The 17,849-nt window shown below is 51.6% G+C and carries 14 protein-coding genes and 1 pseudogene; 2 read left to right on the forward strand and 13 right to left on the reverse strand.

The genetic code is table 11. From position 1 onward, the window contains the following. Positions 1–4 precede the first annotated feature (4 nt). The 10 genes from NSU18_RS02770 to NSU18_RS02815 form a co-directional block, all read right to left on the reverse strand. Positions 5–1,147: a hypothetical protein gene (locus NSU18_RS02770; RefSeq protein WP_341148140.1), complete on the reverse strand. Its 1,143-nt coding sequence runs from the start codon at positions 1,145–1,147 to the stop codon at positions 5–7. Continuing rightward, entirely contained in the window at positions 1,144–1,401 is a 258-nt protein-coding gene (locus tag NSU18_RS02775; protein ID WP_341022125.1) for an acyl carrier protein, read from the reverse strand. Before NSU18_RS02775 ends, NSU18_RS02770 begins: the two co-directional genes overlap by 4 nt. Beyond that, complete coding sequence (locus tag NSU18_RS02780; protein WP_341148141.1) at positions 1,385–2,929, reverse strand: class I adenylate-forming enzyme family protein; 1,545 nt, start codon at positions 2,927–2,929, stop codon at positions 1,385–1,387. Before NSU18_RS02780 ends, NSU18_RS02775 begins: the two co-directional genes overlap by 17 nt. After that, entirely contained in the window at positions 2,926–4,722 is a 1,797-nt protein-coding gene (locus NSU18_RS02785; protein ID WP_341022122.1) for an ABC transporter ATP-binding protein, read from the reverse strand. The genes NSU18_RS02780 and NSU18_RS02785 overlap by 4 nt, the downstream gene beginning before the upstream one ends. After that, positions 4,709–6,082, reverse strand: a complete 1,374-nt coding sequence (locus NSU18_RS02790; RefSeq protein ID WP_341148142.1) for a glycosyltransferase family 4 protein — start codon at positions 6,080–6,082, stop codon at positions 4,709–4,711. The genes NSU18_RS02785 and NSU18_RS02790 overlap by 14 nt, the downstream gene beginning before the upstream one ends. Then, on the reverse strand, positions 6,033–6,992 hold the full coding sequence (locus NSU18_RS02795; protein ID WP_341022119.1) for a DUF6005 family protein: 960 nt from the start codon (positions 6,990–6,992) through the stop codon (positions 6,033–6,035). Before NSU18_RS02795 ends, NSU18_RS02790 begins: the two co-directional genes overlap by 50 nt. Before the next feature lies 1 nt (position 6,993). Then, complete coding sequence (locus NSU18_RS02800; RefSeq protein ID WP_341022118.1) at positions 6,994–7,266, reverse strand: acyl carrier protein; 273 nt, start codon at positions 7,264–7,266, stop codon at positions 6,994–6,996. A 26-nt stretch (positions 7,267–7,292) separates the two neighbouring features. Further along, entirely contained in the window at positions 7,293–7,574 is a 282-nt protein-coding gene (locus NSU18_RS02805) for a phosphopantetheine-binding protein (protein ID WP_341022116.1), read from the reverse strand. Then, positions 7,567–8,715, reverse strand: coding sequence for an AMP-binding protein (locus NSU18_RS02810; RefSeq protein ID WP_341022114.1), 1,149 nt, complete (start codon positions 8,713–8,715; stop codon positions 7,567–7,569). Before NSU18_RS02810 ends, NSU18_RS02805 begins: the two co-directional genes overlap by 8 nt. Positions 8,716–8,983: 268 nt before the next feature. Then, entirely contained in the window at positions 8,984–14,338 is a 5,355-nt protein-coding gene (locus NSU18_RS02815) for a sugar-binding protein (RefSeq protein ID WP_341148143.1), read from the reverse strand. Between the two features lie 194 nt (positions 14,339–14,532). Between NSU18_RS02815 and NSU18_RS02820 the strand changes: the two are divergent. Then, a pseudogene (locus NSU18_RS02820) lies at positions 14,533–14,811 on the forward strand (GNAT family N-acetyltransferase); the annotation flags it as partial. Positions 14,812–14,997: 186 nt separating this feature from the next. Here the strand turns inward: NSU18_RS02820 and NSU18_RS02825 are convergent. Then, positions 14,998–15,531: a 3'-5' exonuclease gene (locus NSU18_RS02825; protein ID WP_341148144.1), complete on the reverse strand. Its 534-nt coding sequence runs from the start codon at positions 15,529–15,531 to the stop codon at positions 14,998–15,000. A 166-nt stretch (positions 15,532–15,697) separates the two neighbouring features. Here NSU18_RS02825 and NSU18_RS02830 point away from each other — a divergent pair, with 166 nt between their 5' ends. Further along, entirely contained in the window at positions 15,698–16,441 is a 744-nt protein-coding gene (locus NSU18_RS02830; RefSeq protein ID WP_341148145.1) for a suppressor of fused domain protein, read from the forward strand. Between the two features lie 19 nt (positions 16,442–16,460). Here the strand turns inward: NSU18_RS02830 and NSU18_RS02835 are convergent, their stop codons facing one another. Both NSU18_RS02835 and NSU18_RS02840 read right to left on the reverse strand, forming a co-directional pair. Then, positions 16,461–16,847, reverse strand: a complete 387-nt coding sequence (locus NSU18_RS02835) for a MerR family transcriptional regulator (RefSeq protein WP_341022109.1) — start codon at positions 16,845–16,847, stop codon at positions 16,461–16,463. Positions 16,848–16,869: 22 nt separating this feature from the next. Beyond that, entirely contained in the window at positions 16,870–17,814 is a 945-nt protein-coding gene (locus NSU18_RS02840; protein ID WP_341022108.1) for an aldo/keto reductase, read from the reverse strand. Positions 17,815–17,849: the final 35 nt, after the last annotated feature.

The raw sequence follows: 17,849 nt of genomic DNA on the forward strand, positions 1-17,849 counted from the left end.
ATCTTCATTCTCCTTCTTCATTTGATGAAATACGGCAAACAAAGGACGGTATTTTGCCGCTGACAGGATCGGCTTCGATTTGGGAGACGGTTTCTATGAACAATTTCACAGGCTTGCCCGCCGCTTGGTGAAGAAAAGCGGATAGCTTGGTCTGCACATCCTCGAACTCGCTTGGCGAGGCTTCAGTCGCCAGCCGGACGGAAAAAGAGGTGAATGTATTCTGCACGATCTGAAATTGGCGGACTCCTCTGGCTGCAGCAAGCTCCCAAAAAAACTTGTCCAAATACCGGAAGACGGCGGAATGCACCTGCGCTCCAGGCAGCCGGATCTGGGATGTTCGAACGGGAAGCAGCCCAAGAAGGAGACTGCCGGTTTCAGGGTCCCTGCGAATACTTCCGATATCTCCTGTCCGGTAACGGACATAAGGCAGACTCCTCATGATCAGCGAGGTGACCAACACTTCGCCGAATTCCCCCTCCTCTACATGGAGTCCAGAGGCCGGATCGATAATTTCCACATATACGGCAGACTCATCAATTTCCAGTTGGCCGCTCTGGCCTGCGAACGCGATACACCAGAACTCTTCCAAACCGTAGTAGTCTACGCATGGAACGCGGAACACCTCCCCGATCCGTTCTTTCTGGGAGCCATGCAGCGTTTCGCCCCAGTTCTGGGTAAACACAAGGGAAGGCGGCAACGAATACCCCTCGTCACGTATATATTCGGCCAATGCGCAGAGAGCCGAGGCTCTCCCCTGGATAAAATGAGGATCTTCCCTGATGATCTGTTCTGCATAATGTCTAAGGGACCTGGGCTCCGCCAGCAGACGGTTGCTCAGCAGCAGCATCCGGTGTCTGGACGGCAGCCCCCACTTTTTTCGATGCTTATACAGGGTCAGCGAGAGTTTCCATATCTCCTCCGGGGTTTTCACGCAGCGGAACGGCACTCCGGTAGTTCCCGAGGTGAACGATTCGATCACCCGCCTCGCATCGGGATGTTCGAAAAGGGCGCGGTTGCCTGCGATCAAGTGTTTATTTGTAATCGGCAGCTGATGGAAATCAACGTCCGTATGAGGGTTATAGAATGGGTACGTCCGGCACAATTCGTCGGCCAGCTCTTGCAAATGGTCCGGGGTGAACACTTTCATGAAGCCACCTTGCGTTCTACAAAATGCAATACAGCCTGGACGCTTCGGAACGATTCCGGGCGAATATCGTCCACATCCAGCTCAAAGCCGAATGTATCCTCCAGCGCTGCCAGCAGCTCCAGGATTTGAATGGAGTCGATTCCCAGATCATCTACCAAAGCATGGTCCAGCTCGACCTCGCTTGTTGGCCTCATGGCCACAGCGGCTATCGTTTCTCTCACCTTAAAGAATAGATCTTCATGCTGGGTGGACATGATCTTCCTCCTTCACCATAGATTTCAGGGCTTTGCGGTCCAGCTTTCCGCTGGCTGTTTTGGGCAGAGCCGTAACGAAGCGGAACTCCCTGGGACGCAAGGCCGGGGATAACCGCTTTACGCACCAAGCCTGCAGTTCCGAGTTGCTGACAGGCTCTTCGGAAGCTTCGGATACTACCACGGCAATCAGACGATGTCCCCATTGAAGGTCTTCTACCGCCGTCACAGCAGCGTCCGCCACCCCAGGCAAGCTTAATAGGACGCTTTCGACCGCTTCCGGGTACACCGTGTGTCCCCCAACAAGGAGAGCGTTATCGGTTCGCCCGGTCAAGTGCAAATATCCATCCTCATCCAGATACCCGGTATCCCGGGTGTGCAGGCCGAGGGGGTCTAGTGTCTCGCGGGTGCGGTCCGGATCGTTATAATAGCCGACCATCACATTCGGCCCCCGGACGACCACCTCTCCGCTCTCCCCTGTTGCCGCCTCCCTTCCGTTCTGAATGATGGTCAGCTCGACGCCGTTAATAGGTATCCCGGCGGATTGCGGTTTCGTCCTCAACTGAGCGTAGGGCAAATACGAGACGCGCGGAGAGGCTTCGGTCAGTCCATAGGAGGGCGTCAGCCGGACGTGAGGCAGACGCTCAGCCAAACGAAGCAGCATGACGGCAGGCATCGGGCCGCCGACAATGAGCATCTGCCGGAGCGTGAGCAGATCCTCCGCCGTCCATTTGGCGGAATGGATTAGAGGCAGGATCGCAGACGGCACAGTGCATAAGAAGGTCACCTTGTTCTTACGGACGCATTGGATCATCTCGAAGGGATGCATGAAGCCCCCGCTTAGAACCAGATTGGCTCCAGAGGCCATAGCGGTAAACCACTCCCCAACAATTGTCGAGCAATACCCCAGTGACTTCGAGAGCAGAACGATGTCCTCGTCGCACAGAGTCGTGTAGTCCAGAATCGCGTCTACATTGGACAGCATGTTGTGGTCGCTCAGCATGATCCCCTTAGGCTCTCCCGTCGAACCGGAGGAGAGGAATATCATACGCACGGCCTCTGGCGGTGTGTACCGGCGTATCGGCCGCAAAGCATCGCCGATTCCTGCAATCGGTCCGCCTGCCATACCTGCATACAGGTAGAATGGTAACACTTCCCCTTGTCTGCTCCATTCCGCAAGGATTGGCAGCTTCTCTTCAGAGACGAAGACAGCTTCGGGTTCAAATTTGCGGATGAGGCGAAGCATGTCCTGTCCTGGCATGTAGCTGTGGATGGGGAGCGGAATGCCTCCCGCCAAAATGACGGCCCCGATGACAGCCAGACACTCTGGCGTCGGAGCCATCCAGACGGCCCCGATAAAATTCGGACGCAGCTGCTCCTGCTTCAGCCGTTCAGCGAGAAGGTCCATGCGGTTTCCAAGTTCCGCGTAGCTTGTCCAATCTGACTCGCCGCTTCGTGCCGCGTAAGTGATTCCCCGGTCATGCCTTCGTGCACGTTGAAACAATTCTCTGAGGGTGCCTATGCCATTCATACGAGAACCTCCTCTTTATGAGATGCCTGTCCGGCCACTGAGGTATCGCGCTCGAAGGTTGATGCCATAGCATAATACTCAGCCGATTGCTTCATAAGCTGTTCGTGGTCGCCTTCCGCCACCAGACAACCGTTCTCCAGCACCAGAATACGGTCCGCGTTCATAATGGTTTGCAGACGATGGGTGGCTACCAGAACCGTCTTGCCCGCCATGGCGTGGCGTATGGAATTCATGAGTTCACTCTCCGTAAGCTGGTCCAAGGCGGAGGTCGGTTCGTCCAGGATCAGAATATCGGGATCGCGCAAGAGGACACGCGCAATAGCCAGCCTCTGCCGCTGTCCGCCAGATAGCTGGAAGCCTCTATGGTCAATCTTCGTGTTAAGTCCTTCCGGCAGTTGATCGAGCAGAGATCCGAGCTGCGCGTTCCGGGCTGCCTGCATGACCATCTCCTCCGTCGCGTCCAGCTTCCCGACAGTAATATTTTCCATAAGGGTACCCCGGAACAAGTAGGGCTCCTGGAACACGATGCCCACCTTGCGGCTGATCGCGCTGCGGGTCATCTCCTCCAGATTCTGTCCGCCGATTCGAATTTCACCTTCGAGAACGGGCATCATCCCAATAAGCGCCCGGAAAAGGGTGGATTTCCCAGACCCGCTTCGCCCGACGAAAGCATACACCTTGCCCGGAGACAGCGACAGGGATAGATCCTTCAAGATTTCCGTTCCACCGTACCCGACGCGCAGACTGCACACTTCGATATCGGATGGCGTTGCTTTAAGCTCAGGCTCCCTTGCAGGCGAAACCTGCTTCCTCTCGTTTTCCGAATAGGGATCGATCGGGGTCTGGATAAATTGCTCGATTCTGCCCATAGCAACTTCCGCGCCTTGAAGCTCTCTGAAAAAGTTGTTAATCTGCTGTACCGGATTCAGAGCGTTTTGCAGATAGGTTACGGAAGCAACCATTATGCCAACGGTCATCATTTGGCCGAGCACCTGATAGCTGCCGATCCAATAGATGGCAGCCAGGATCAGGCTAATCACGAAACCGCTGATTTGAAACGACATCACGGCATATAGCGTCTCCCGGGTGCTGGCCTTCACCAGCCCCTTGTACATCGTTTCATTCCGCTTCCGTTCCCATCCCTCTAGTCCTAAAGCCCGGATTTCTTGCGAACTTTCGATCGCTTCATAGAGATAGGTTCCGATCTCTTCATTATGGGTCCGAACGTCGGACGAATAACGCGCCACAGGGCTGCGGAACAGTCCTGGCACCCAGAAGAGGAAGGGGATGCTAAGCGTCGCAACGATGCCAAGCCGCCAGTCCATATAGTACAGGATTCCGAGGGATATCAGCATCATAAACAGCTGTGAGGTAATCTCGACCAGAATGTGGTTGAGGAAATTTCCCATCGTAGCTGTATCCATCCCGAGCAAGGCCGAGAATTTCCCGGGTCCTTCCTTCTGAATTTCCGGAACGGGGATCTGCCGGACATGCTTCAACAGCTCGTCCCGGATATCCAGCGTGTTACAGATGCCCAGATATCGGAACAAACCGACCCGGATAAACAGAAATACGATGGAGAGAACACCTATTCCCAAGGAAAGGCTAAGCAGCGGGACAATCAGCTTACGGTTTCCGTCAATCAGCACGTGATCGATCAGGTAGGCGAAGATTAAGGGCTGAAGCATGACGAGTCCCAATTGCAGAAACGTGCAAACATAAGCGATCAAGGTTAAATTCCATTTGATCTTCACGTAGGGAGCAAGACGTCGGAACAGTTTAAATGTGTGCATGATGGTTCCTCCCGGCAAAATGTTGAATAAGCGGCTTCACCTTGCGCATCCATTCCTCCGCGTCACCCTGCGGCTGCCAATCCAGAACCGACAGCGGCGATTCACTCAAACAGCCTGTCGCTTCCAATAAGCTGCAATGATAGATTTCGTTCAGCGTTCGCATAGAAGATTCAAGTAGGGCGGTCTCCTCTGCCCCACCCGTTATCTGTCCAAGCGGAGCATTCAGGAGCGCCCTGATCTGCGGCATGATGGTTCGATAGTCGTACATTAGAGCGCCACGTCGCGCTCCTTGCGAGAGCTTGACGTGAAGCTTCTCATCCAGCAGAACCTCGGTGCAGCTGCGAACCACCCCGTCCAGATCTATCTTCGGATGTTCACCGGACCAATCGACCTGGACAAAGGAGCCGTCCTCGCCGTCAACAAGCAGCTCCCCGAAACCGTCCCAGCCGGTGCAGACCGCAGGAAGACCGTAGGCTTTCGCTTCCAGGAGGTTGAAGCCAAACGTCTCTCCCGGATCGGTGGAGAGGTTGACCAGAAGCCTGGATTCCCGGAACAGACGGTCTTTCTCACTCCCGTGGACGGGACCTGTGAACTCCACGGTTTGCTCCAGTCTATATTCCGCTACGAGGGCTTCAAGCCGATCTTTATACCGGTCCGCTTCCTGCGTAGACCCCGTATATTCTCCGGCAATCGTCAATACAGTGTCCGGGACACGCTGCTTGATCTCCGCCATAGCCTCTAAGAGCACATGAATGTTCTTGACCTCTTCCAGCCGGCCGATGGATAACAGACGTTTACCGGCAAGCGGCCGAACCGGCTCCGCAGCCAGCAAGGTGTCGATGCATAACGGGATCTTATGGGCATGCGCATACCGGGGTGAGAGATTAACCAGCGCCTGTCTGCAGGATTGCGTACTGGCAAGCAGCACATCCTGTTCTGTAATCCAAGGCGCACAGGACAGCCAGGTTGTCAGCCAACGGGCGGATGCGACGGAATGGGCGATAACCATGAAGCGAAGCGGAAGCTTGGCGAAGCTCCGAACCAGCATCAAGAAAGGCATGAAGTAAGGAGCGTTGACATAAAGCGTATCAATTCCGTATTCCTCGCATAATCGGGCCAGCCGCTCCGATGCTTGCGGAAGCGAAGACATCGGCTGCTTGGAGAACTGGCGAAGCGAACCCCCGAAGATCTTGGCAAAGCGTACTGGCGGAATGCGGATGAGCTCCGTATATTCAGCCAGATACCCGGTCCATTGGTCATCAATTACCCGTTCATTCAACCGGGGGGAATGGCCGTCGAAGCAGCCCACCCTAGGTCTGCACTCCGCATGCAAATCGAGGTTTCCAGCGAAGATAGACATCGTTCAATTCCTCCTTCAGTTGTTGCTCCGTCCTGTGCAGCTGCTCCACCTTATCCACCAGCAGTCCGATTTCCCCGGTTCGTCCCGGCATGGACGTACGGATCGCCAGGTACGCGAGCGTACTCCACATTCGTATGAATCCTTCCAGCTGCTCCTGATATAGCTCCGTACCTTGAGTAAGCGCTTCCGAAAAATATTGATACAGCAGTCCGTAGCTGTATTTGCGTTTGGCGAGGATACCGAGCTGGGATACAGCATCCTTCAAGGCCCCGGGCGGATATATGTCGGGCGACTCCACCGTCTGCATAATTCTCCGCCTCACCATGCCGGTTAGCGATCGTTCACCCGGATCGGTCACTATCGTATCCTCGAAGATTCTCGCCACCTCGTGGGCGTCCGGCGCATGGAGCCATTCGGGATGAAGCAGCAGTCCCCCGCCCAGCTCATTGCTCAGAAATGCATCGTGTACATGGCTCGCGGCCACTAACCCTTCCCATTCGAAATAGCGATCGTATACCACAAATTGATTGCCCCGCATTCCGTGTACGATGACAAAATGGGGCTGATGCATGGTTTGGAACGTTCTTTTTTGATACGGCATATGAAACAGGTCGAGCTGCACCAAAACAGGAAGATCCGGATTACGCCGCAGGACCTCCAGAAACCTCTTCAGGTTGTCGCGCTTTTCGGCCCCGTAATCATACCATTCCATGGCCCCTTCCCCGTACAGGCGGGTGAACAGCCGCAAATATTCGGACGGTGTGATGTCCGCTGAGAAATAGGTCAGCTTGCCGTCCTCCGTAACGCTGAATGGCGCGTCCCAAGCGCCGATATAGAGCGGACGTTCATCCCATCCGGCTTGCTCCAAGCCATAACCGAGTCCGTTCAGAAAGCAATGGGCTTGCTTCACGTCAAACCCCGGTTTTAATGGCCCGTTTGGCCAATATGCGTTGTGAGATCAAGCGTGCGGTGGCGAAGTTCTCCTGCAGAAGCTCGTCGTCCTCGTAAAAAATGTCGTACTGCTGTTCAATCTGCATCATCAGGTTGACCAGCAGCACCGAGTCCACGCCGGCATCCTCTAGCGGGGCGTCCCCATTCAATTCCTCCGTAAGCTCCGGTCTGGAGGTCAAATCGGCCACCCGGTCAATCACGAATTGAACGATATCCTGTTCATTCACGTTCATCATCATATCCATCCTTTTCTATGATCTTAAGATTTGGTTTCCATTTGGGCGATGTGCTCCCCCTTGAGGGCGTGGATGAAATCGACTAAAGAACCGACCGTTTGGAAAACGGCAGGGTCCAGCTCCTCCTCGGGCACAGTTACGTTGAACACTTCCTCGATGTATACCACCAATTGTAGTACCATGATCGAATCTACGTTTAGGTCTTCGTACAGCCGATCTTCCTCTTTAATGGTGTCCGGGAGAGAGAGCTCCAATTGTTCGGACATGAGCTGCCTCAATTGAGATACCGTTTGTTCCTTATCCATGAATACCATACTCCTCTTCTACCAATTGTTTTCGCATAACCTTTCCTGTACTCGTCTTCGGAATGTCCTCCGTAAAAGCAATAAAGCCTGGAACTTTATACGCAGGCAGAAACCGCGCGCACCACCTCTTCACCTCCTCCTGAGACAGCGCATCGCTCTTCCGAATGATTCGAGCTTTGACAGCTTCCCCCCAGACGGGATGCGGAGCCTTGTGCACGACAGCTTCCTGAACGCCGCCCAGCCTCTGAATGACATCCTCCACCTCGGAGGGAGCTACCTTCAGTCCTGACACATTAATCAGATCATCCATCCGGCACTGAACATGAAGCCTGCCGCTGAGCCAATATCCCATATCTCCGGTATGAATCCGGCGTCCGCCTGTGGCAATGATTATTTCATCCGGCTGTTCCCGTGTTCCGGGCCTTTCAATTGCCATATGCTCCAGAATCATCCCGACATCCGTAGAATCGGAGGGCCGGTCGCCAAGCGAGATGCAGCCCGCCTCAGAGCATCCGTATTGCTGGATCACCTCCACACCTGCACCCGCAAGCCTGTTCAGCAGTTCTGCGGACATCGGGGAACCAGAGGATACCATCTTTCTAAGCAGCACCTTCTCTCTCATCAGGCTGAGCAGAATTTGAAAGAGGAAGGGCACCGCATACACCACATGGCGATCATGCTGCTGCATGAGATTCAGGGCGAACTTGGGGTTCTTCTCCGTCACGATAACCGGCTCGACTCCGCGCTTCAGTGCGGAAAGCGTGCCTGTGATGAATCCGAAGGAATGGGACACGGGCACCAGAATGATCGGTTGATCCTCCCCGCTGCCGGGCAGCAGCTTGTTGTAGGCCTCGATTTCCATTTGCACATGAGACCAGGGCCGTTCAACCAGCTTGGGAGCGCCGGTCGTGCCGGAGCTGAATTGAAGCAAGGACGGCTCCCCATCCATCCGATCCAGGCGTGAGTGTAGAGGGTGAAAGACGGCGTTGCCTCCTGCGTCGGTCAGCAGACCCGTACAGCCTGCGTCCTCGGCTTGACGGAGAGCGCTTTCAACTGGGGTATCGCCATTGATCAGAAGCACTGAACCCTCATTCCTGATAATCAGCTCCGTGGCGGCCAGAATATTCGCCGGTTCCTTCATGCATACAGCTGTCCGCCGTTCCTTCCAAACAGAGGAACCCAATAATGCATATATCGCGTTTATTCGACGTTCCAGCTCATGCTGGTCATAATGTTCTTTATTAACAATGAACATGGGTTCTCCTTTCCTATGAGATTTTTTGACTTCTTTAGGTATTTTCGACACAGAGCGACGTTTTTCCTTCTCTTGTAGTCAGGATTACTGAAAAGAGACCCTTCCGGCTGAATCTTGCTCAGCTGAAAGGGTCCGCATGTTTCTGTTTACGCTTTTACTTAGCCAGATATTCGATGAACTTTATAAAGATAGCAGCTACTTCAGCGCGGGTGGCGGTGGCTTGGGGGGCAAAGATGTTGTCCGGCTTGCCTGATACAATTCCGATACCCTGCTGTGCACGAACGGCCTTCAACGCCCATGAGCTGATCTGACTCTCGTCCGCGAAGGATTTAGATTGGCTTTCAGGTATCTCATAGCCCTTGTACTTCATGTAATTGTACAGCATCACCAGCATCTGCTCGCGTGTCAACGGTGAATTGGGTTCGAACAGGTCTGCGTTTATACCGTTGACTATGCCGTTTTCGGCCGCCCACTCGACTGCCGACGTGTACCACTGCCCAGCCGGTACGTCGCTAAAGCGGGAATTCGTGTAGCCGGAGCGGTCTACGTTCTCAAGATTGGCCAGTACCTGCACATACATCGCACGCGTCATTGAGGTGCCCGGTGAGAACGTCGTGGACGTCGTGCCGGTGAAAAGAAGATATGTGTAGGCGGAGTTTACGTAGCTGTAGAACCAGTCGTCCATGTTGACATCCCTGAAAGGATTGCCAGACACCACGAGGAAGCCCAGCGGGGTGTCGTCATTGAGCACAAATTCCGTACCTTCATGGATGTTCAGCAACATGCCTTTGTCTAAGCCGGCACTCACGCCGCCTTGTATTGTCACTTCGGCGCTCTTGCCCGCCGGAAGGGTCACCTTACCTTTTGAGTCTATAGTCGTACCTTCGGGTACCTTAATCTTCGTCCCGCCCTTGGTCGCAATCTCGCCGCCGCCGGGCAGGGTGGTGTTGCCGTTCTTGTCCGTGACCGCGGGCTTATCCTTCGGTGTGCTGACTGTGTAGGTCGGCTTCAACGATCCAGTGACTGTCCCGGTGCTGGTATTGCCCGTATTGCCCGTATTGCTGGTATTGCCGGTATTGCCGGTATTGCCGGTATTGCCCGTACTGCCACCAGAAGGATTGGGTGCGCTCGTTTTTCTCTGCGCGAACATCCAATCAAAGACGTCAGTGTAGTCATTGTTCCACCTCGGCAACTTAGAGGACTGCGCCGTAGGTTTAAGGCTCCACTCCTTGTCGGAACCTACATTGGACAAAGTATCCGTGTAGCCTGAAATATTGTTCCACAGAACTGAAGCTTCCATCTCATGGCCGGAAGGAATCCAATTGGTTCCATTAACAGGTGCTTCCGCCTTTGTCCATTGGTCATAAGGCCAAACGAATATTTCATTTCTGTCGATGAACGTGTGCCTAGCGTTTTCCAATAGGGGCATTATATTCGCTATATAAGTATCCGCCCCTGTTTTTATTGTTGCAGAATCAGTTGTGTTAACGAATGACCAGTATGCAAAGTTTTTAAGAGTTTCGGCTTGTTTCGCGTTGATTGATGGTGGAAAAGACATGGGCGCTGCGGCTGCTAGCAAATCGGGATATGTCGTCAAGAAATTATTCGTATAAGCGGATCCCATAGAGAAGCCTGCCATGTAAATACGGCTTTGGTCAACAAGTCCCTTCCTTACGAGATCATCAATATAAGCTTTTAAGGTAGCGGGTGTTGCCTGAACGTTGTTTTGCGCCCGCAAAGCGATTATATGACTAGCGTATTTAGAGTTCTTCTCCATTTTTTTCATAAGCGCGGTGGCTCCGTTGGCGGACCTGATGGGCGCAAAGGTATCCCCGTCCTGTGTACCGCCGCGGGTAGAGCCGTGAGCATAGATGTAAAGGGGAAGCCCTTTTACCGGAACGCCGTTGCCGTCCTTATGAATATAGAGTCCATACTGCATCGCTTCCGCGTTGTCAATTTTGGGACCCACTTCAAATTTGTCGATGATTTCATTGACGGTACCTGACTGTGCGAAAGCTGACTTAACAATGGCAGCCTTGCCATCAAGCTTGATATCGCCACTAGATACAATGTTGTAATTCTGGATGGTGGATTTGGATGCTTCCAAAGTGGACTGTCCGCCGGTTAATGTCCAAAATTCCAATTCTACAACGATGTAGCGGCCTTTAGTTAGTCCAGCCTGGTAATCAGGAGAGTTCTGGTTCACACCCTTATACCCTCTGGGCCTAGGTTCGTCATTGACGTATACTCTACGGACGGTGCGATTGCCTTGATATGCCGGGTCACCGTTCAGCAGAGTATTCCTCGCCGAGACTGTAAACAGGTTTGAACTAAGGTCGGCACCCATAGCTTCATTTCCCGCACCCAGATCGATGATAACGGCTGTGGTAAATTCTCCGGTGGCAAAGTTATCGTTGTATACGATAAAGTTAAGTAACGTAGCGGCCGGATCGGGTTTGAATGTAACATGGATTACCTTGTCATCGGTGTTTACGTTTTTCAAGGTATAGGTATTGTTTGCAATCTCTACAGGCGCTCCATTTACAGTTACGGTATCTACGACATAACCGGTGATAGGAGTGAATGTAAAGGATTGGCTTCCGCCGTCAGCTACCCGAATCAAGCCGGATGGCGAGATGGTGCCGTTTAATCCTGGCGTGGCGTTAACGGGGTGCCTGGATACCGTGGAGCCCCCAAGCAGCAGCAAGCTATTCTTGAAGCTGTCAGAACTGCCATAACCCGCGTCGGGCTTACCTAAAGCGGATACCACCTCATAACGGTCATTCCCCGCACCCGTTGAGTTATTGATGTACACATCAAACGTAATCGGGGAATTGCTCGTGAACTCAATGGTTCTTCTAGGTATCTTCACTTCCGCGATATAACCGGTGTCCGTTCGTGTAACCGAACCGTCGCGGCCCGCAGCGGCTTGACCTGAGAAAATACCGCTTGCGCCAATGCGCCACTGGTTTGAGCCATTTTTTCCGTCACCGACATACAATTCTACGCTGTCGGTCATGTACTCAGTGCCAGGCGTGTGTCCGACGCATACATTCGGGTCGGTAACCACAACGCGTGCATACAGGAAGTCTTCGTCCCAAAATACTTTAGCTTTGCCGGTAGCCTTGGGGCCTATCTTCTGGTCGGGTGCGCTACTGTTGTTGATGTCAAACGCTGCAGCTTGTTCCCACAGTTTGTCGTTTGTGCCGAGTACAGGTGAACCGTATCCGGCAACAGGCCGATGGTTTGCTGCGGTCTGCGCGAACATCCAGTCAAAGACGTCAGTGTAGTCATTGTTCCAAGCCGGCAAGTTAGAGGACTGCGCTGTGGGCGCTATGCTCCAAGTCCCCATCGTTATGTCGTTGTAAAGAACCGCCGCTTCCACTTCGTGCGCCACTGAATCACTCAGGACAGGTGAATGGTTGGGATCCGGTTTCTGATTCGGCTGATCAAATTGATTGTATGGCCATGTAAGAGCCTCATTGCTCTCAAAGCGCGAAGCTCTCGCGTTGATCATTTTCGGCATATTGGTGGTTATGAAGTTAGCGAGATTAGTCTGGTATACTCCAACGTTATACTCATTGATAAACATCCAATAGGCCAGGTTGGTGTGAAGGTAGTTGGCATTGGCGTTCGGTGAGCCGCTTACCGGAGACATAGGTGCGGCAGACGCAAAAAAGCCGGGATAAGCGTTAACTAAGCTGTTCGTATACTGACCGCCCCATGAGAAGCCCGCCGCGTAAATACGGTTAGGGTCTACTGCACCGCTGGAAACCAGGTCATCTATAACCTTCTTAACATTGGCTGTGGAGGGAGTACTCGTGCCATTATAGGAAATATTCAGGATATGGCTGGCGTATTTCTCGGGGTATTTTTCCATTTTCTTCATCAGAGCGACCGAGCCATTGGCGGATTTCATAGCCGCTTTGGGGTCAGTTGCAGCGCTTGTGCCGCCGCGTCCCATGCCGTGGGTATAGACATACAGCGGCAAGCCCCGCGACACCTCACCGTTTCCATCCTTGTGAAGGTAGAGCGCGCGATTGACCGAATTGCCCGTAGGTGCTGTAAATTGGTCAAGGATCGGATTCACAACTTTTTCCTGTTCAAAAACCACGTAGTTAAGCGGTTCCCCTTCTGTCAGTACGAGCTCGCCGTTTTGGACGACGCTGTAAACCTGTTTTGTTGAGTTCATATTGCCATCCAGCGTTATATTGCCGCCGCTCTCTGAATAGAACTCGAACTCAACTACGATGTAACGGCCGCGTTCCAGTCCGTCCTGATAATCCGGTGAACGGCTTACCGTCCCCAAATAGCCGCGTACCTTCGGTTCGTCATTGGCGTATACCCTAGTGATCTTGCGCGTCCCTTCAAAGGATACCGATTCGCCGTTCAGGGTCGTGTTCCTGGCCGAGACGGTAAACAAGTCCGGATTAAGCTTGGAGCCTTCCACCGCCTTCCCTTCGCCTAAGTCAATGATGACAGCCGTCGTGTACTCGCCGCGGGCGAAGTTGTCATTCCATACAATAAAGGGGAGCAACTCCGCGGTCGAATCATTTTTGAATGTCACTTGAAGGGTATGGTTAGCGGCAACATTTGAAAAGGTATAAGTGCCATCATCGGATAGAACTGCATCCTCTCCATCTACCTTTACGGTGTCTACAATTTTGCCGTGATCGGGGGTAACCGTAAAGGTTTGGTCTGAGCCGCCAGCTAATCTCAGAACATTGCCGGGTGCGTTCGGCGTTATCCGGCCGCCCGATTCCGCCGTGGCGGTGATTGAGAATCTGTCGTCCGCTCCACTAGCGGCAATGAGATTCAGGCTGTTTGTAAAAGAAGCAGCATTGTTGTAAGCCGCGTCCGGAGTTCCGAAGCAGGACACGACTTCATAGCGGTCACCGCCCTTTTCCGACGAGTTATTGATATAAACTTCAAAGGTAAACGGGCCTGCCTGCAAGTTCAAGGTTCTTTTAGGTATTCTCATCTCCACGATATATCCTGTGTCCGTGATCTTAGTCCACGCCGCTCTGCCCGGAGCGTTTTGCCCTGAAAAGACGCCCGCCGCGCTGATGCGCCATTGATTCGCGCCTTGGGTTCCAGGGCCCGCATAAAACTCCAGGCCGTCGTACTGATAATCATTGCCGGGTCCCTGATATAGATTGCTGTCCTCCACGACTACACGGGCATACAGGTAGTCTTGGTCCCAAAGGATCCTGGCTGTGCCTGTGGAATGGGGCCTGGGGTCGCCGGGCACAGTGCTTTTGTTGATGAGATGCTCCATTGTCAGGGCCCACAGCGGGTCGTCTGACCCGAGTTCGGGAGTTCCATAAATGGCGGTCGGCGTTTCATTTGTCTGCAAGCTTGTAAGAGCTGTAGAACTGCTGTCGCCATTAAGTGCTTCTGTATACTCGTTGTTGTCAGTGGCGGCGGCAAAGCTGGTAGGCATTAGTGACGCCACCATTAGCAAGCAACAGAGGAACGCGAGCACTCTGCCAAATCGTTTTGACATCATTGAAAATCCTCCTTTTTTTCGATCCGTGCGCCTACGGCTTACCCATATCTTAAACACCAAGGCTTCAACAGCTTGCTTCATCGTAGCGGATATAATAGCGCTTTCATGATTTCCTCCTCCGTAAATTTGTTGTTATTCAACCTATGCAGAATTTTACAATTTATTCAAATATCAATCTACAGTGTTGTTATCGAATACCCATTGGAACAGGAAGAGTACGCGACCTTGATGGGAAAGGAAAGCTCGAACGCATATGCATTCTAGAACCCTATCGGAAATTTGGAGTTGGGAAAAAAATAATAAACTCTTTAGAAGAAATTTTAAGGGGGAAGGGACTTTGGCAGGTCAAATTGCATGGACAATCACAAGCAAGGGGATTCTACGAGAAATTAGGTTACAGTGCAAACTCTGAGGAATTTATGGAAGATGGAATTCCGCATTATCTGTTGATAAAAGATTTATTATCGAAATGATGCTTTTATTAACACTCTCACTAAAAAAAATAACTCGAACGAATATATTTTTTGCCAGAACTCTGATTAACGTTGTACTCTTGTTCATGGCATTCATTTTCAAGGGACCCTTAGTTATAGGAACTGCACTGGCTGTCTGCTTCAGTGGAGCCATTTTAAATGTTTTTATGCCATGCACTGCTTTTATCAAAACTTCAATTGATCAAAAATCTTAACGAAGATTTTCGCAATGTTCTTGGCATCGTCGATACCTCTATGGTGGGTACCTTCAAGTGGCAGCTTCAGCATCGTCAAGGCTCTCTCCATGCCCACGCCCCGCTCCTTGCCAATCATCCTCCCGTGCTGATGCTTGAGACTGATATGGTTATTCGTCCATTCACTTGCGATTTGATGAAGTGCGCAATCCTTCTGCAACTGGTTTTTATCATAGAACCCCCAGGAGCAGAGGACATGGGCTTCATTGCCTATCCACTCTTGAAATTGACGGATTGCCTGCGGAAAGTACACTGCAGCATCCACATCCGCCTGGGAGATGGAGGTAAGCTGCTTACAAAAATCAGAAAGCTGTGGGCTTAATGAAGGCTTGACAAAAATTTGGAATTCGCTCACAGTCTTCAGCTTTTCATTAAGCTTTACGGCTCCGATCTCAATAATTTCGTTTTGCCTTTTGCGGTCATTCTCCCAACAGGTGGCTTCTAAATCAAAAATGATGTAGTTCATATATGCTCCTTTTCATTGTTTATTTCACCTTCAGTTCATATTATGACACAATGATGAATCGATAGACCCATCGCTCCGGGACTATGTCTTTTGTTATACTTCCAAGTGAGGTTTCAAACTTCTATCATCTAGCATCGGAATATAAACCACACAGAGGAGCAAAGTCATGAACTTTTTCAAAAAGCTGTTTGGCGGCAATACAATGGGCAAATCGGAAGACGGTACCACCATTTATGGTTATGACGCTCCGGATGAGCGGCAAATTACACCTCCCTCCAATATTTTGTACATGGAAGATTTAAACGAACATTTCAATCGGGTCTTTCCCAACCGTGAAACCGGCGTGTTCCATGAACTGATTTCAGATATCATACATATTGATGTGAATATTATGGAGGCTACACCTGATGAGCCATACCGGGTGCTGTACACCAATGGGATGAGCGATCTGCCGATGACACTCCCGCAGGAGATCCGTGAAGAGTACAAGCATCTGGAACGCGCGGAGCTGATGATGTTTTTGCCGGCAGACTGGCCGCTTACGCAGGAGGATTTTGAAGCGGAGGAGAACTACTGGCCCATCCGGCTAATGAAGATGCTTGCCCGGTTCCCGCATATGTATCAGACCTGGCTTGGATACGGCCATACGATCCCCAACACTGAGGATTACGAGCCATATGCGGCTAACACGGAGCTGTCCGGCGTGATCCTGTTTGCTCTGCCGGAAGAGGTTAGCACCGTCCATACGAAGGATGGTAATCAGGTGCAGGTTTATTTCCTGGTTCCTTTATATCAGGAGGAAATGGAGTTCAAGCTGAAGACCGGTATGGACGAACTGGTAGCCAAGCTGTCTGAGCTTGCAGAGGATTTCCTTGTTCTGAATCCGAATAGACATAACGCTTGTAAATAACCGTCTTCCTCTTGTTCTTTCAGGCCTCCCGCCTGGTATCCTCTTCCCAAGAACGGTAGTAATCAATTTTCCCCCGCAGAATATCCAAAGTCTGATGAATCGTTTGAGCCTGCTCGATTAATTTGCGCTCATGCTCTTCCAGAAGTTTTCTGCGCTCTGGAATGCCCTCATTGCCAAGCCGCATCATATCAGCGAACTGTTGCATAAGTGCAATCGGCATTCCTGTAGTCCTAAGCTTTGCGAGTAATACGATCCATTCAAAATCATGCTCCCGATAAATCCGATGACCATTCCCGGCACGGGGGATGGGGTCCATCAGACCGATCCTTTCGTAATAACGGAGGGTATGTACGCTTAACCCCGTCATCTCAGCTGCCTGCTGAATGGTCAGCTCTTTACCAGTCATAACGAGTATGCTCCTTTCAACATTAGTTTAATTGATCAAGCTGTTCTGAGCTAATTTGTAGCTTAAGTGCCCCCAAATTTTCTTCCAATTGCGTTAGACCGCTTGCAGCAACAATGGGAAGAGCTCTCGGGTGCTTGTGCAGCATCCAAGCCAGGACAAGCTGATTCGGTGTCACTCCCAGCTCTCCGGCAACCTTCCTTAGAGTATCCAATCGGGTCATCTGATCCTCTCTCCGGTAGGCATCGGGCAGGACAGCTTCCTTATTGTTGTATAGGCCTCCAAGGAGGGGAGAATATGCCAAGAGCGTAAAATCGTCGTGTTGACTGCAGTAAGCAAGTAAGTCCTCATCCGCACTGACCTGCACTCCGAAATCCGCATCCGCTCTAGGCTGCAAATACGTATGTCGCTGCTGGAGGCAGCAATAGGACTCCCACCCTTTTGATTTACTAATCGCCTTGGCCTCAAGGAGCCTGGAAAACCGGTAATTACTGCAGCCTATAGCTCTTACTTTACCAGCTTTGACCAAGGAATCAAAGGTCTCCAAGGTTTCTTCAAGTTCAGTTTCGTTATCGTCTACATGAGCATAATATAAATCTACATAATCTGTTCCAAGCCTCAGTAAGCTTTCGTCAATTGCCTTCTCAACCGCTTGACGGCCTAAGCCTTCCATTTTTTCGCTTTTCGGCACTACCGGTTTTGCTCCCACTTTGGTGGCTACAATGATCTGATGTCTGTTTTTTCTTTCTTTCATCCATTCGCCAAGCAAAGACTCACTTTCTCCGCCAACACAGCCTTCGTTCCATATCGCATAATTATTGGCTGTATCCAGAAAGTTTCCCCCTGCCTCCAAAAAATGATCAAGCAGCTGGAAAGAGGTTTTCTTGTCGGTTCGTGATCCGAAATTCAGACAGCCTAAAGAATAAGCACTTACCAGCATTCCTGTATTCCCCAACGGATATTGTTTCACACGATTTCCTCCCTATAACAAATTGAATGAACTTC

Origin of the sequence: Paenibacillus sp. FSL H8-0048 (genome assembly GCF_038002825.1) — a bacterium.
Classification (GTDB): Bacteria; Bacillota; Bacilli; order Paenibacillales; family Paenibacillaceae; genus Paenibacillus_AQ.